Raw genomic sequence first — 15,812 nt, 5'->3', positions numbered from 1 at the left:
CGGCGGAATCGGCCCTCAGCTCGACGGTGCCGTCAGCCGCCGCTCCTCGCGGTCCCGCTCCACCGTGTCCGGGTCGAGGATCAGGTCACGGAGGTACGCACCCACGTCGGGTTCGTCCGCGATCAACTCGCGTCGACGGCGTTGCCAGTCGGTCTCCTCGCCCCGGATCAGTTCGCGGGCTCTCGCCAGCGCCCGGCCTTCGTCACGGAACGAGTAGAGCAAACCCCGCCGCTCCAGGTCCTCGAAGTTGTGCATCTCGTGAGTGCCGACCTTCGAGTTGACCCGGATCACCGGCGTCCCCAGCAGTGCGGCCTCCGTCGCCATCGTCTGGGAGTCGCCCGCGTAGAGGTCCGCGAAGTAGAGCAGGTCGTGGATCAGGTGGGGCGGCACCGCCAGTTCGTACTCGGCGAACTCGGAGGGCAACTCGGCCTCGCTCGTGACGTACACCGTGCCGTATTCGGAGAGAGCGTCGACCAGTTCGCGCTTGCCCGCGGTGGACCAGCCCCCACCGCCCACGTCGTGGTAGGCCTCCCACGCCGCAAAGCGGAGGACGAAGTACGACTCGTCGGTCGCGACGCCGTGGCGCTCCAGCCGCTCGCGGTCCGGCTCGAACCGGTCGGGGTGCAGGTAGGTCAGCTCCTGAAAGCCGAGCGTGTGATTCCGGCCCCCGGTCAGGCCCGTCTCGAACCCCTCCGGGGCACAGAGGTCGTCGACGAACGGGAGCATCAGTCCGCGATAACAGGCCCGAAGGAACCGCGAGGGGATGACGGTATCCCGGAGCATCACGGTCCGAGCGCCGAGCAGTTTCGCGACGTAGATCGCCGGCGGGTTGGGGCGGGCGACCACCACGTCCGGATCGAACGACCGCGCGATGCGGTAGAGCCGGACGCCCTTGACGCCCATCTCTGCCGCCGTCGCGAGCAGGCCGCCGCCCTCGGTCGAGAGACACTCGTGTGGGATGTCGTAGGCGTCCAGCAATTCCGTCGTGATCTCCTTGTCCCGCGAGGTGACCAGCGTCTCGTGGCCCCGTCCCTCCAGATCCCGAACGAGCGGCCGAAACAGGTGTACCTGTGCCGGGTGGTTGATGTCGAACAGCACCCGTCGTCGTTCCCCGGTCATGGGGCAACCGACCGTTCCACTCGCCTAAGTTATCGTGGGATTATGACCCACCCGGCCGTGACGGCCGGCGTCGACGGCCCATCGCCGGGCCCCGGATCACGAGGAGAGTGTAGGCCCCGGATTGCGAGCGACGGCCTCGACGCCCGCCCGCAGTGACCTCTCTGTCGCTGGATCGTTTCACCGGTCACCGCGCTCTTACCGCCGGACAGGGCGGGCATAACTAAGCCGCCAGCGTGGTCAGCGGGGAACGAACGACGGACCGGGATCGACGCCGGCGCGATCTTCGCCCGCTGTCGCCGCCGTCGCCGTCCGGTCACCGCTCCCACCAACGGAGGCCCATCCCGATGTCCCGAGACGCCGATTTCACCTATCCGACGTACGGCCGCCTCCTCGACGCGGGACTGGCGGCCGACTACGAGTTCCTCACGGTCCGAGAGTACCTCGCTCGGCGCGCCGACACGACCGGGACCGTATCGCCCCCGGAACGAACCAGTGACCGGCCGGCGAACCCCACGCCGGACGGCGGAACCGGACTCCCAGACCGGTTCGCCGTCCTGCGCCACGACGTGGATCGGAAGCCGCGCAACGCCCTCGCGATGGCCCGCATCGAGGCCGAACGCGGCGTGACGAGTACCTACTACGTCAGGACCATCGACAAGACCTTCCGCCCGGACGTGATCGAGCGCATCGCCGCGCTCGGCCACGAGGTCGGCTATCACTACGAGGACCTCGACCGGGCCGACGGCGACCCCCGGGCAGCACTCGCCTCCTTCGAGCGGGAACTCGACCGCCTCCGGTCGCTCGTCGACGTGGCGACCGTCTGTATGCACGGCAATCCCCTCTCGCCCCACGACAACCGCGACATCTGGGACCACGCCGACTTCGACCGGTTCGACCTGCTGGGCGAGGCGTACCTCTCGATGGACTTCACCGACGTAACCTACTTCTCCGACACCGGCCGCACCTGGCGGGACGGCGACCTCAAGATCAAAGACCACACCATGGGCGAGGGGGACAAACGAGTCCAGGTCGACACGACGCCGGAACTGACCGGGCTCCTGCTCTCCGGACGGATCGACCGCGTCTGCCTGCTCTCACACCCCAATCGCTGGGCCGGGAGTCGCCCCGAGTGGCTCGTCGAGGGGGCCAAAGATGCGGCGATCAACGCCGTCAAACGCGGCCTCTCACTGGTCAGTTCATGAGCTGGCTGGACGGGACCGTCGCCGACGACGCCGCCTTCGCGCTCTGTCTCTCCCACGACGTGGACCGTCCGTACAAGACCTACCAGTCGCTGTACTACGCGCTGGCCGAACGGGACCCGCGACACCTGCTCGACCTCCTGCCGGGCCGCAACCCCTACTGGACCTTCGAGCGCGTGATGGAGATCGAATCGAGTCACGGGGTCCGGTCGAGCTGGTACTTCCTCGACGAGCAGTCGCTGTTCCGTGACCGTCCGACCGCGGACCTGGCCGATCCGTCTGCCTGGCGGCTCTACGCGGGTCGCTACTCGCTGTCGGACGACGCCGTGCGCGACGTGATCCGGAAACTCGACCGCAACGGGTGGGAGGTCGGCCTCCACGGCTCCTTCGAGTCCTACCGGGACGCGGCGATGCTCGCCGCCGAGAAGTCCCGTATCGAGGAGATTCTGGGCCACGGCATCCGCGGCGGCCGACAGCACTACCTGAACTGCGAGCGCCCCGACACCTGGATCCGCCAGCGCGCCGTGGGACTGCGCTACGACGCGACGCCGGGGTCCCGGGACACGTACGGCTTCCGGGACCGGTACGAGCCGTTCCGCCCGTTCGACGACGCCTTCGTCGTCTTCCCCGTGACACTCATGGAACAGACCCTTCCCGACCCAGAGACCGAGTGGGACCGCGCCTGGAGCGTCTGTGAGTCACTCCTGCGCGAGGCCCGCGAGAACGAGGCGGCGATGTCGGTCCTGTGGCACCCGCGGTACTTCAGCGACGACTACGCCGGCTACGAACGACTCTATCGGCGGCTGATCGAGCGAGCGCTCGACATGGGTGCCTGGGTCGGCCCCCTCGGCGACCTCTACGCGAGCATGGATCACCCGACGGCGGCCGACCTGCAATCGACGCCACAGCGGCAGTAACCTGACCGCCGAGCAATCGGCGGGCGGTCACCCCGTAGGGCCAGTAGGCCGTTGATAACAAAGGTGTGACTCCGCGATTCGTCGGCAGATTCAGCGATGCGAGTCGAACCCATCGAGATCGACGAGTGGGAGTCGGTCCTCCCCGACGCGGGCTTCGAGGTGTTCCACGCGCCGGCCGCGCTCGAAGTACTCGGCGAACACGTGGACGGCGACCTCCGGCTGTTCGCGGGGTACAAGGGCGATCAACCGGTCGGCCTGATGCCGGTCGTGGTCGCCGAGCGGCTGTTCAGCACGCTCGTGTTCTCGCCGCCGCCCGGCATGAGCGTCCCACGGCTCGGCCCCGTCTTGATGCCACAGAGTCCGAAACGCCGCAAACAGGAGAAGGTGAACCGGCGGTTCACCGAGGCGGTCCTCGAGGAGATCGAGAGCGACTCCCCGCTGGAGCTGTTCCGGATGATCTGTAACACCACCTACGCGGACCCACGACCCTTCCGGTGGCAGGACTTCGATCTCGGGACGCAGTTCACCTATCAACTCGATCTGGCGGGGCAGAGCCCCGAATCCGTCCGGACGAACTTCAGCAAGAGTCTGCGGCGTGACGTGCGCGACGCCGAGGATCTCGCCGTAACCGTCGAACGGGGCGACCGTAACGACGCCCGCGCCATCTACGAGCAGACCCGCGCCCGCTACGAGGAACAGGGCCGAAACTACCCGCTCTCGTGGGCTTACGTCTCGGATCTGGTGGCGTCCCTGCTAGAGACCGACCGCGCCCGGATCTACGTCGCCCGCGACGCGTCCGGGCAGTTCCTCACCGGCATCACCGTCCTCTACTCCAACGACGCCGCCTACTTCTGGCAGGGCGGCACCCGCACCGTTCACGAAGGTGTGGGCCTCAACAGCCTGCTCCACTGGCGGATCATCGAGGACATCATCGACGATCCGCCCCGGGAGTCGGTGACGACCTACGACCTGATGGGAGCCAACACCGAACGGCTCTGCCAGTACAAGAGCAAGTTCGGCGCGGAACTGGTCCCCTACTACGTCGTCGAATCGGGCGGCCGAACGATGGCGCTGGCGAAAAAGACCTATCAGGCCCTAGTTCGGTGACTCTCAGTAGCCGCCACCGGGACGACGCCCGGACCGACGCCGCCGCGCGCCCCCTCGACGTGTTGAACTTCGTCACCAACCAGGAGGCACAGTTCTACGAACGCCAGTTGCAGACGCTCGCGTCGTTCGGCGTCACCCCGACGACCGTGGCCGTCCCGGGCAAGAGCCACAGCGCCTCGGTCAAGGCCGGGACCACCGGGCACCGCTCCCTGCTCGACTACGCGCGCTTCGGGACCAGAGCGCTTCGCCACAGCCTCGGGGACTACGACCTCCTGCACGCCAACTTCGGGCTGACCGCGCCGCCCGCGGTCGTCCAGCCGCGGCTCCCGGTGGTCCTCTCGCTGTGGGGTTCCGACCTGCTCGGGGAGTACGGCTGGGTGACCAGACGGCTGGTCCCCCACGTCGACGCGGTGATCGTCATGTCCGACCGGATGGCCGCCGAACTCGACCGGGAGTGTCACGTCATCCCCCACGGCGTCGATCTTGACACGTTCGTCCCGCGGCCACAGGCCCAGGCCCGGGCCGAGTTGGACTGGTCCGATTCGGAGAAACACGTCCTGTTTCCCTACCCGCCCAAACGCGAGGTCAAGGACTTCCCACGCGCGGAGCGGGTCGTCGACCGCGCTCGCGACCGCCTCGACGAGTCGATCACGCTGCAGACCATCTCGGACGTACCCCACTCGGAGATGCCGACCTACATGAACGCGGCCGACGTGTTGCTGTTGACCTCGAAACGCGAGGGGTCGCCCAACACGGTCAAGGAGGCGATGGCCTGTAACACACCGGTCGTGGCAACGGCGGTCGGCGACGTGCCCGAACGCCTCGACGGGGTGACGCCGTCGGCCGTCGGCCGGACGGACCCCGAACTCGTCGACGGACTCGTCGAGGTCCTGCGCGCCGACGAGCGCTCGAACGGGCGCGACCACGCCCGCGACCTCAGCCTCGAACGGATGGGCGAGCGCATCCGGACCGTCTACGACGACGTGCTGGACGAGGCGAGGTGACCCGCGCGAGCGACCACGGGCATCCACACCGTAGCGAGCGCCGAACCCCGAGGGCGGCCCGCCAAAGCGCCCCATAACAACGCCCCGCGAGGGGTTCGGACCACCCGACAGCCGCTCAACCCGACATGACTGGATCGACACGTCTCGCGCCGTTCGAACGACCGAGAATCGGCGGACCAGGGGTGAACGATGGGGACTGAGCCGGTGCGGTCGGCGCGCCTGGCGCTCGCGCTGGGGTATCTCGCCTTCGCGACGGCGACCGTCGCCGCCTGGCTCGATCCCGGTCGCCGGTACGAACTCGACGTGTACGCGGCGACCCCGGTGACGTTCTGGGCCGGCCTCGGACTGGCCGTCGTCCTCGCGCTGTTCGTCGCGTACAATCCCGCGGTGACCCGGGGCGTCCGCCGGGGGGCGCTCGTCCTGCTGGGCGCGAGCGTCCTCGCCGTCGCCGCCCTCCCACTGCTCCGGAACTACTACTTCTGGGGGCCGGGCGACTCGCTGTCCCACCTCGGGTTCGCCCGCATGCTCGCCGAAGACCGGCTCAGCCCCTTCGGCTTCCTCTACCCCGGCATCCACGCGATATCGGTGTTCGTGACCCGCGTGCTGGGCGTCGGCCTCCCGCGTGCGATGCAGTACGTGGTCGTCGTCTTCACCGCGCTTTTCGTCGCGTTCGTTCCGCTCTGTGTCCGCGAGGTCGCCGACTCCCGCTGGGCGCTCGTGACCGGCACCGTCGCCGGCGCGCTCCTGCTCCCGATCAACAACGTCAGCGTGTTCCTCGAACCGTACCCGACGAGTCAGGCCATCTTCTTCGTCCCCTTCGTCCTCTTTCTGGCCTTCAGATACCTCGAACTGCCGGACTCGGGCTTTCCCCGGGCGGCGAGCGGGCTGGGGGTCCTGCTCACGCTCGCGTCGGCCACGGTCGTCCTCCTGCACCCCCAGCAGGCGGGGAGCGTCCTGCTCCTGTTCGGGGCCATCGTCGCCGTCCAGTGGCTGTTCCGCCGCTGGGACCGCGACCACCCGATCAGCCGACAGCGCCCCTTCTACGCCCCCTTCGCCGTGGCGACGGCGGCTTTTCTCCTGTGGACGCCCCGCTTCGAGCGGTTCCACGGGGCGTTAGGTGGGCTGATTCAGGGACTGCTCGGGGCCGAACCGCCCGGCGACGAGGTGACACGGCGGGCGGACTCGCTCCAGATCCTCGGCGGGAGCGTCCCCGAACTGTTCGTCAAGCTGTTCGGCGTGAGCCTGTTGCTCTCGGCCGTGGCGGGCCTCGTCGTCCTGGCGGGGTGGCTCGGTCGCATGGACGACCCCGCGCGTCGGGGGACACGCCTGCGGTATCTTGCTGTCGGGCTGGCATTGCTCTCTGGCACCTTCCTCGTCTTCTTCGCGGGGAGCGTCTCCGTCCTGCCCTTCCGCTATCTCGGCGCGGCGATGGTCGTCGTCACCGTGATCGCCGCGGTGGGACTCGTCGACGGCGTCCCGATCTCGGTCCCCTGGCCCTCCTGGCGGACGATGCGTTTCGTCGCCGTCGTCGCGTTCACGGCCCTGCTGGCCGCCCAGGTCGCCCACGTCCACAGTTCGCCGTACATCTTCCAGCCCTCGAACCAGGTCACGCTGACGAGTATGGAGGGCTACGAGAACTCCTTCGAGCACCGCGACCCCCGGGTCGAGTACGCGGGCGTCAGGGGCGGCCCGCGCCGCTACGTCGACGCCGTCTTCGGCACCACGTTCACCGACCGGACGCCGGACGGCAGGCTGTTCGAGGGGAAAGAGGAATCCATCCCCGACCGGGTGTTCGGCAACAACGTCTCGAAACACTACGAGGGCGACCGGTACGTCCCGATCACCGACCGAGACCTCGCACAGGAGGTCAGGCTCTACCAGGGGTTCCGGTACCCCCTCTCGGGCTTTCGGGACCTGCGAACGACGCCCGGCATCCACCGCGTCCGCTCGAACGGCGACTTCCGCCTCTACTACGTCGACCAGCGTAACGAATCGGTCTCGTGATCAGGCATGGACCTCACCACTCGCCTCGTTCGCGGTGCGAAAGCCTTCTTCGGCGCGCGGGTCGTCTACGCGCTGGCCAACGCCGTCCTCCTGTTCGCGCTGACGCGGTACCTCCTCGACCCCGCGGCCTACGGCCTGCTGTACTTCGCCGTCTCCGTCGTGGGCGTCGGCGCGATGCTCGCGACGCTCGGCCTCCCCAAGTCGACCGGCCGCTACGTGACGGAGTTCCTCGCGACCGACGCGGGACAGGTGCCCCACGTCCTGTCGATCTCCGTGCGGTATCTGACGGTCCTCGCCATCGCGGTCGCCGGCGGCATCGTCCTGTTCCACCGACCGCTGGCCCGCCTGCTCGGCGATCCGACGCTGACGCCCTTCCTCCTGCTCGGTGCGGTCTTCGTGATCGCCCGCGCGTTCTTCTCGTACCTGACGAACGTCTTCCAGGGGTTCAACCGGGTCGAGTACACCGCCGCGATCAGCGTCGTAAACTCCCTGACACGCGTGGTTGGGGCCATCGGCCTCGTGTTGCTGGGTTTGGGCGCGCTCGGAGCCTTCGCGGGCTACGTCGCGGGCTACGCCGCCGGGGCCGTCGTCGGCCTCGTCGCGCTCCGGACCCACTTTCTCGCGGACCTGAACGCCGCCACGGAACCCGCCGCCGACCTCACGCGCCGGCTCCTGGAATACAGCGTTCCGACCGCCGCCACCCGGCTCTCGGTCGTCCTCGACAGCCGGATCGACAAGGTGTTGCTGGGGGTGCTGGTCGGCCCCGTCGCCGTCGGGTTCTACACGCTCGCGAAACAGATCGCCGACTTCTGTATCGTCCCCGCGACGGCCCTGGGCTTCACCATCTCCCCTGCCCTGGGCGACCAGCACGCAGACGAGCGTACCGGCAGGGCCGCGACGCTCTACGAGCGCTCGATGGAGAACGTCCTCCTGCTGTACGTCCCCGCCGCCGTCGGCCTGGCGCTGGTCGCCGAGCCAGCGATCCGGTTCGTCGTCGGCACCGACTACCTCGGCGCCGTCCCCGTCCTCCGGCTGTTCAGCTTCTTCGTCGTCGTCCGTGCCGTCCACAAGATCACCGGGAACGGCCTCGACTACCTCGGCCTCGCACGCATCCGCGCGCTCGCTCGCGGCACCGCCGCCGGGAGCAACGTCGTCCTCAACCTCCTGTTGATCCCGCCCTACGGTGTGATGGGGGCCGCCGTCGCGACCGTCACGACCTACTCGGCGTACACCGCGGTCAACGTCTACTACATCCACCGCGAACTCGACCTCGGGATGGGATACCTGGCGGAACGCACTCTCCGGATCGGCGTCATCGCGCTCGCGATGGGCGGCGTCGTCTGGCTCGCCCGCCCGGGAATCACCGGGATCCTCTCACTCGCCGCCGTCGTGCTCCTCGGCGCGACCGTCTGGTCCATCCTGTCCGTGGCCAGCGGTCTGCTGGACCCTGGTGAGGTGCGCGGGTTGCTGGCGTGAGGTGAGTTTGCCAGGAGTGTGAGGACAGTGACAACGACAGACACACACCACCGTTGCAAGTGAAGCTAGCAACAAGAGGGGGAGGGGGTGCGAATTTCCTGCAGTGACAACTGGTGTTAACACGCCAATCACCACTCTCTTGATGCGCAGCAGAAACTAATTTCTGGGATAAACGGGCCGATTTATGTCAGCGTTTTAGATGAAACGGTGGGGTGTCAAATCTTACACCCCTAGCAGATAGCGCTTCACTTGCAAGAGTGGTGTGTGTCTGTCCGATCAGTTGAATCACTTGAAAGGGTGGTTTTATATACCCTATCTGTCAATGAATCTTCATGCGACGTTTCGAGCGGAAGAAAAACATCTTCCGGAACAAAGACGCCTTGGGGGAATCTTACCAGCCAGAGTCGATCGAAGAACGTGACGAAGAGATCGATTCGTACATGGACGCGCTTCAACCGATCGTAGATGGGTGGGAGCCGAACAACATCTTCATTTACGGCAATACTGGTGTAGGAAAGACTGCAGTCACAGAATATCTTCTCGAAGTTCTGCAGGAAGACCTCGACGAATACGACGATGTTGACCTTTCGATTGTCTCACTGAACTGCAAGACACTGAACTCCTCCTATCAGGTAGCTGTCCAGCTCGTGAATACGCTTCGGCCTGCTGGTGGTGAGATCAGTTCCACTGGTTATCCTCAGCAAGCCGTCTTCAAGAAGCTATATCAGGAACTCGACGAAATCGGTGGGACCGTTCTACTCGTCCTTGACGAGGTCGACTCAATCGGCGACCGTGACGAACTTCTCTACGAACTCCCACGAGCCCGAGCGAACGGGTATCTCGAAGAGACGAAGGTCGGTTTAATCGGCATCAGTAACGATTTTAAATTTCGTGAACAGCTCGACCCCCGAGTCCAAGACACTCTCTGTGAACGAGAGATACAATTCCCTCCATACGACGCGAACGAACTCGCGAATATTCTAGAGTCCCGGGCGGCAGTGGCTATCAAAGAAGATGGATACGATCAGGCCGTGATCCAACTCTGTGCAGCACTAGCGGCACGGGACAGCGGCAGTGCTCGCCAAGCACTTGATCTGCTCCGGTTGGCTGGTGAAATCGCGGAAAGTAACGACAGCGAGAGAATCACCGAAGCCGAGGTCGAAGAGGCGCGGGCAGAACTCGAACAAGAGCGTGTCGAAGAAGGAATGAGGGAACTGACTGCCCACGGTCGCCTCTCGCTGCTCGCTGTTATCTCGAAGGCGGCGAAAGAAGAGACGCCGTGCCGGACGCGTGAACTATACGAGGAATACACTGCGCTCTGTGAATCAGCAGGAATGGATACGCTCGCACAGCGATCAGTCTACAATCATCTCTCGGATCTCCGGATGTTAGGTATTCTGTCGGCAAAAGAAAACCGAAGTGGATCCCGAGGAAACTACTACAGTTACGATCTCGACGTCCCGTTCTCCAGTGCAGTTGCCGCAATGGACGATGTATTGACTCTCGATCGGGAGATCGAGACGATTCGAGACATCGCCAGCATGAACAATATCGGATAAGTGTTAACAAGGCTACTGTCATCCTGAAGACTGTCTGCGCGTCGTCCCACACACCACCGCTGCAAGTGAAGAAGTCAGTTTCAATCCCTACACCCTTCGGCTTCACTTGCAACAGTGGTGTGTCTACAGGCCTATTCTGGGTTCGGTCGCCAGCGATCAGAGCTTTTTCCAGACAGTCCAGCTTAGATCCTTAACCAACAGTGTTGGTTAACCGGACTGGTCTCGAACCCGGCGGAGTTTGAAGTAACCTGCTGGTGAAGCCAGCCACGATGGACGTCTGTCTGTTCCTGAGTGGGACGACGGTCCGGGACTGGCAAGCCGAGGCGCTCGAACAGGTCGTCGCGGCCGACGACGTGACGATCACCTCGATCCTCTACAGTGCCACCGAGTCGGATCGCTCGCTCGGGGACACGCTCCGGCGCGGCCTCGAAGTCCGGGAGTGGGCCGTCGTGAACGCAGTGAACGCGAGGCTCCGGCCTCGCGGCGTCGGGACCGAGCACGTCCACATCGACCGCGTACTCGACCGCGACGGGATCACCGAGCGCGCGGTCCGCCCGCGGATCGTCGACGGCTGGAAACAGGAGATTCCCGGCGAGGTGGTCGACGCCGTCGCGGGCGAGGCCGACGTGGCGGTCCGCTTCGGCTTCAACTTCGTCGTCGGTCCCGTCCTCACCGCCTTCGAGTACGGCGTCCTCAGCTACCACCACGGCGATCTCCGGGAGTACCGCGGCCAGCCCGCGGGTTTCTGGGAGTTCGTCCACGACGCCGACACGGCGGGGATCACCGTTCAGCGATTGACCGAGGCCGTCGACGCCGGGGATATCGCCGCGCTCCGGACGGTCGACATCGGGGATTGCCACACCTGGGAGGCCATCAGACGACGGCTCTACGCGGCCTCGGGCGACATGCTCCTGCCAGCCCTGCGTGCCGTCCGCGACGGCCGCGCTCGCGAACCCGACCGACTCGGCGACGTGTACACCCTCCCGAGCGGTCGCCCAGTGTTCGAGTTCGCCGTGCAGAACGCAGCGGGCCACCTGCGGGAGCGACTGAGCGGAGCCACCGACGGGCGGGCGATCTGTGTTGGTTAAGACCGCGATCCAGCTCCCGTGTTGGTTAAGACCGTTCGGTCCTCGACGGCTGCCGGCCAACCGGTCGCTGACTCCAAAGGGTGCCTATAACAAAACCGCTCAGCGGCGACACCGCTGGCATGGTATCGGTCGCGTTCTTCGGCAGTCACCCGTTGGGCGAGGCGTGCCTGGAACGGTTGGTCGCACACGACGAGCTAACCGTCGATACCGTGGTCACGTACCCTCGCGACCACGAGTCCTGGTGGAATGGATCGGTCCACGAGCGTGCGCGCGAACACGATCTGCCGGTGCTGACGACCGACGAGGAGGCGGCGGTCGTCGGCGCGGACATCGACTACCTCCTCTCGGTCTACTACCCGAACATCCTCGGTCCCGACCTGCTGGAGACGCCCCGGCAAGCCGCGCTGAACCTCCACCAGGCCGAACTCCCGCGCTACCGCGGGAGCAACGTGTTCAGCCACTCGATCATGAACGCCCGACCGGACGATCACTGGCGACACGGGACGACGCTGCACGTCATGGCCGAGGACGTCGACGCCGGCGACGTGATCGACCGAAAGTTCGTCCCGATCACCGAGGAAGACACCGCCCGAACCCTCTACGAGCGAGTTCGCGGTGCCTCCATCGAACTGTTCGAGGACTGCCTCCCCGCCATCGCGGCCCGCGAGATCGACGGGCTGGCGACGCCCCAGTCCGCGTTCGGTGGGAAACGGTACTTCTACACCAAGGACAGTCTCGACGACCTCAAAGAGATACCGCCCGAGAAACTGGCCGCGAGTGATACGGAGACCCAACTCGCGCTCTACGACCGAGTTCGGGCGCTCGATTTCCCGCCGCACGAACCGGCCTGGACGCGGCTCGGCGACCGCAAACTCTACCTCACGAAATCGGACTACGAGCAGGTACTCCCCGGATAGGTCAGTCAGTGCGGATCGGGTCGGCCCGGAGCGGCCATCGATTTTTTCACCCGTCGCGGCGACTGGTCGAACATGGGACTCGTCGACAGTCTGGTGGTTTTCGTGGTGAGCCTCCTGATCGGAGCGCTGGGAATCCACGTCGGTGCGCGGATCGTCACCGGCGAGAACGACTTCGAACACGCGGTCTGGACGGCGCTGTTCGGAGCGCTCATCTGGGGAATCGTCGGCTACATCTTCGGCGGAATTCCCGGCCTCGGCCCCGTCCTCGTGTTCCTGGCGTACCTCTGGGTCATCAAGCGCCGCTACTCCGGGGGCTGGCTCTCGGCCGCCGCTATCGCCCTGGTCGCCTGGATCGCGGCCATTCTTGTCCTCTCGGTGCTCGCCGAGGTCGGCATCACCGAATTCGACGCGTTCGGCGTCCCGGGAGTCTGAACCGCCTCGACCGTTCCGTCACAATCGTTTTGTGTTTGTGTACACAAACACAAGATATGGGAACGAAGACCATCGGCATCCGGGAGGAGGTCTACGAGCGGCTCAAAGCCCGCAAACGCGAGGGTGAAAGTTTCACCGACGTAGTGGATCGGCTAATCGAGGAGTCGGCGACTGACTGGCGTACGGGGTTCGGGACGCTCCAGGAGGATGACGCCGCGGAGCTTGAGCGGGTGGCCGAGCGATCACGGCGAGAAACTGGGGCCGGTGTCGCTGACAGACAGGACGACGCCATCGAGGCGCTGGCAGAGGTCGAAGATGACGACGAAACTGCTTGACACCACGTTTCTGATCCACTACTGGGCAGGACGGGACGCCGTCGCTTCCTACCTCGACGCCCACGAGGACGAGGCGAGTTTCCTGACCACGACGATCAACCTCAAGGAGATCGCCGTCGGGCGACAGCTCCAGAGGCAACTCGATCCGGCCGAGATCCGTGCGACGTTCGACTGGCTCGAGATCGTTCCCTTCCGGCCCGCACACGCCTTCGTCGCGGCCGAACTGGAAGCCCCGCTGCACGACGACGAGACCACCAGTAGCGCCGAGGTGAACTCGCTCGCGGCCGACGTTCTCGTGGCCGCGGTCGCCGATGAAGCCGACGCCACCGTCGTCACCCGCAACGTGGCCGATTTCGAGCGGCTCGGCGTCAGCGTCGAGGGGTACTGACTTCGCGTATACGTCGTATTAATCCGTATTCGCCCGTTCAGCGGGCCGGGATCGACCTCGAATATCGAGAATCCGTCCGGCCGCTGCGGCGGCCGCGGCCCGTTCGAGCAGTTCGACGGTGCGAGCGCCGACGCGGCCGCTCGCCGGTGGGTCGCGGCCGGCCTTCGCGGCCGCGACGAACTCGCGCACTTCCCGCTTGAGCGGTTCCGTATCCTCGGCCTCGCGGACCGTCTTGCCCTCGTCGCGCTTGCGCAGGTCGCCGCTGTCGTCGGTGACGATGCTCGCGTCGTAGACCTCGACCTCGGTGTCGGCGAGATAGTCGAGGTACGCCGCGCCGTCCGTGCCGACGACCGCGAGGTCGCGGCGCTTCCCGAAGACCGGGATCTGCCAGGAGGAGTGGATCACACCCGTCCGGTCGCCGTAGTCGAGGGTCAGCGTCGTCGTCTCGTCGATGTCGTCCCTGTGCGTCGAGTGCATCGTACAGTGGACTCGACTCGGGCGCTCCTCGAGGAGGTAGTCGTACGCGTCCACGTCGTGGACGGCGAGAGAGTAGAGGACGCCAGCGGTATCTCGGGGGACCCGGAGCGAGAAGCGAGCCGTGTGGAGGTACTCGATCTCGCCGAGTTCGCCGGCGTCGATCAGGCGCTTCAGCTCCCCGAGTCCGGGGTGGTACCGGAAGATGTGGCCCACGCCGAGGCTCCGTCCCTCCTCCCGGGCCGTCTCGACGATATTCCAGGCGGCGTCGGCCGATAGCGCCAGGGGTTTCTCGACGAGCAGATCCGTCCCCGATCGAAGCAGGTCGGTCGCGATGTCCTCGTGGGTGGGCGAGGGCGTCGCCACCGACGCGGCGTCCGCGTCCAGACGGTCGTGGCGCGTGGTGTACGCCACGTCGTAGGTCGAGGCCAGGTCGGCTGCCCGTTGGCCGTCCACGTCACAGATCACTACCTCGTCGACGACTCCCGCGTCCCGGAGTTCCGTCGCGACCCTGACGTGGTTCTTCCCCCAGTAGCCCGTGCCGACGATGCCGTATCTCATCTGTCGTAGTGGCGCTCGATGGCGGCACACACCCTGTCGATCTCGGTGTCGGTGATCCGGGGGTGCATCGGGAGCGAGAGGATGCGGTCGGTCAGCGTCTCCGTTCGTGGAACCCGCGGCGACTCGTCGAGATGGCGCTCGACGGCCAGATGCTCGTGTGCGGGGACCCGATAGTGGATGTCAGTCTGCACGCCCGCGTCATCGAGCGCGTCCCGGAGATCAGCGCGATCCGGGACCTGGATCACGTAGAGGTGGTAGACGTGTTCGGACTCGGATCGCGTCTGTGGGGGCGTCACCGCGTCGACATCCGTCAGTCGGTCGGTGTACCGCTCGGCCGCACTCCGGCGGTGTTCGTTCCAGTCGTCGACGTGTCCGAGTTGTTCGTGTCCCAGCGCCGCGTGGAGTTCGCTCAGCCGATGGTTCAACCCCAGACGGACGTGTTCGCCGTCGCCGTTGCGGCCGTGGTTCCGGAGCATGCGGGCCTCGCGAGCCAGGTCCGGGTCGTCCGTCGTGATCATCCCGCCGTCGCCCGCGACGGTCATGTTCTTCGAGGGGTAGAAGCTGAACGCCCCGGCGTCCCCGAGACTGCCGACCGGCTCGCCCTCGTACGTCGCGCCGTGGGCCTGACAGGCGTCCTCGATCACCGCCAGGTCGTGCGCGTCGGCCACCTCCCGAATCGCCCCCATATCGGCCGGGTGGCCGTAGATGTGGACCGGGACGACGGCCGCAGGCTGGTCCGCCGCCCTGAGTCGCTCACCCAAGTCGAGCGCGTCCATCGTGTACGTCACTGGCTCGTGGTCGACGAAGACCGGGTTCGCTCCGAGTTCCAGCACCGGGCTCACCGTCGCGAAGAACGTGTGCGCGGGCACGAACACGTCGTCGCCCGGCTCGACGCCCGCCGCTTTCAGCGCCAGGTAGATGGCGTCCGTCCCGCTGGCGACGCCGACGGCGTGGTCCGTGCCGCAAAACTCCGCGAACGCGGCCTCGAACCGCTCGACCATCGGCCCCTTGACGTATCGACCGCTCCGTAGCACCTCGGTCGCGCGGTCGACCATGGCCTCGTCGACGTAGATGTCCGTGAACTCCACGGGCTCGTCCATACCGCAGGGTGGTGAGTACCGGCAGTTTGTTATGGCGGGCGTATCGCCCCTCGCGGGCGGAAAGCCACTGCTAGGGCCGAGCGCGGCGTCCGCACTCGGCCGATAACTTTAGGTCCCGATCCAGTACGCGTC

The 15,812-nt window shown here is 66.1% G+C and carries 15 protein-coding genes; 12 read left to right on the top strand and 3 right to left on the bottom strand.

Annotated elements, in window-relative coordinates:
• Window positions 1-15: 15 nt before the first annotated feature.
• On the bottom strand, window positions 16-1,119 hold the full coding sequence (locus ACOZ4N_RS20265; RefSeq protein WP_424020063.1) for a DUF354 domain-containing protein: 1,104 nt from the start codon (window positions 1,117-1,119) through the stop codon (window positions 16-18).
• Between the two features lie 344 nt (window positions 1,120-1,463).
• Here ACOZ4N_RS20265 and ACOZ4N_RS20260 point away from each other — a divergent pair, with 344 nt between their 5' ends.
• From ACOZ4N_RS20260 to ACOZ4N_RS20205, 12 genes are all read left to right on the top strand, one after another.
• On the top strand, window positions 1,464-2,321 hold the full coding sequence (locus ACOZ4N_RS20260; RefSeq protein ID WP_424020062.1) for a hypothetical protein: 858 nt from the start codon (window positions 1,464-1,466) through the stop codon (window positions 2,319-2,321).
• Window positions 2,318-3,235, top strand: a complete 918-nt coding sequence (locus ACOZ4N_RS20255; protein WP_424020061.1) for a polysaccharide deacetylase family protein — start codon at window positions 2,318-2,320, stop codon at window positions 3,233-3,235. Before ACOZ4N_RS20260 ends, ACOZ4N_RS20255 begins: the two co-directional genes overlap by 4 nt.
• Window positions 3,236-3,331: 96 nt before the next feature.
• Entirely contained in the window at window positions 3,332-4,342 is a 1,011-nt protein-coding gene (locus ACOZ4N_RS20250; RefSeq protein WP_424020060.1) for a lipid II:glycine glycyltransferase FemX, read from the top strand.
• Window positions 4,339-5,346 carry a glycosyltransferase gene (locus tag ACOZ4N_RS20245; RefSeq protein WP_424020059.1) on the top strand — a complete coding sequence of 336 codons (1,008 nt, stop codon included), beginning with the start codon at window positions 4,339-4,341 and terminating at the stop codon, window positions 5,344-5,346. Before ACOZ4N_RS20250 ends, ACOZ4N_RS20245 begins: the two co-directional genes overlap by 4 nt.
• A 189-nt stretch (window positions 5,347-5,535) precedes the next feature.
• Window positions 5,536-7,350: a hypothetical protein gene (locus ACOZ4N_RS20240; RefSeq protein WP_424020058.1), complete on the top strand. Its 1,815-nt coding sequence runs from the start codon at window positions 5,536-5,538 to the stop codon at window positions 7,348-7,350.
• A 6-nt stretch (window positions 7,351-7,356) separates the two neighbouring features.
• Complete coding sequence (locus tag ACOZ4N_RS20235; RefSeq protein WP_424020057.1) at window positions 7,357-8,826, top strand: flippase; 1,470 nt, start codon at window positions 7,357-7,359, stop codon at window positions 8,824-8,826.
• A 332-nt stretch (window positions 8,827-9,158) separates the two neighbouring features.
• Window positions 9,159-10,385, top strand: a complete 1,227-nt coding sequence (locus ACOZ4N_RS20230) for an orc1/cdc6 family replication initiation protein (RefSeq protein WP_424020056.1) — start codon at window positions 9,159-9,161, stop codon at window positions 10,383-10,385.
• A gap of 269 nt (window positions 10,386-10,654) precedes the next feature.
• Window positions 10,655-11,473, top strand: coding sequence for a formyltransferase family protein (locus tag ACOZ4N_RS20225; RefSeq protein WP_424020055.1), 819 nt, complete (start codon window positions 10,655-10,657; stop codon window positions 11,471-11,473).
• Window positions 11,474-11,592: 119 nt separating this feature from the next.
• Entirely contained in the window at window positions 11,593-12,390 is a 798-nt protein-coding gene (locus tag ACOZ4N_RS20220) for a methionyl-tRNA formyltransferase (protein WP_424020054.1), read from the top strand.
• 72 nt (window positions 12,391-12,462) lie between these two features.
• The gene (locus tag ACOZ4N_RS20215) at window positions 12,463-12,822 is read left to right on the top strand and encodes a hypothetical protein (RefSeq protein ID WP_424020053.1); all 360 of its coding nucleotides are present in this window, start codon (window positions 12,463-12,465) and stop codon (window positions 12,820-12,822) included.
• Between the two features lie 56 nt (window positions 12,823-12,878).
• A complete protein-coding gene (locus tag ACOZ4N_RS20210) occupies window positions 12,879-13,157 on the top strand; it encodes an antitoxin VapB family protein (protein ID WP_424020052.1) in 279 nt (92 codons plus the stop codon).
• The gene (locus tag ACOZ4N_RS20205; protein ID WP_424020051.1) at window positions 13,138-13,545 is read left to right on the top strand and encodes a PIN domain-containing protein; all 408 of its coding nucleotides are present in this window, start codon (window positions 13,138-13,140) and stop codon (window positions 13,543-13,545) included. Before ACOZ4N_RS20210 ends, ACOZ4N_RS20205 begins: the two co-directional genes overlap by 20 nt.
• An 18-nt stretch (window positions 13,546-13,563) precedes the next feature.
• Here the strand turns inward: ACOZ4N_RS20205 and ACOZ4N_RS20200 are convergent, their stop codons facing one another.
• Window positions 13,564-14,580, bottom strand: a complete 1,017-nt coding sequence (locus tag ACOZ4N_RS20200) for a Gfo/Idh/MocA family protein (RefSeq protein WP_424020050.1) — start codon at window positions 14,578-14,580, stop codon at window positions 13,564-13,566.
• Window positions 14,577-15,680: a DegT/DnrJ/EryC1/StrS family aminotransferase gene (locus tag ACOZ4N_RS20195; protein WP_424020049.1), complete on the bottom strand. Its 1,104-nt coding sequence runs from the start codon at window positions 15,678-15,680 to the stop codon at window positions 14,577-14,579. Before ACOZ4N_RS20195 ends, ACOZ4N_RS20200 begins: the two co-directional genes overlap by 4 nt.
• Between the last annotated feature and the right edge of the window lie 132 nt (window positions 15,681-15,812).

It is taken from the genome of Halorientalis pallida, from assembly GCF_049605515.1.
GTDB classification, from domain to species: Archaea; Halobacteriota; Halobacteria; order Halobacteriales; family Haloarculaceae; genus Halorientalis; species Halorientalis pallida_A.
The sequence above is the reverse complement of the archived record's forward strand: the minus strand, read 5'-3'. Positions and strand labels throughout refer to the sequence as shown.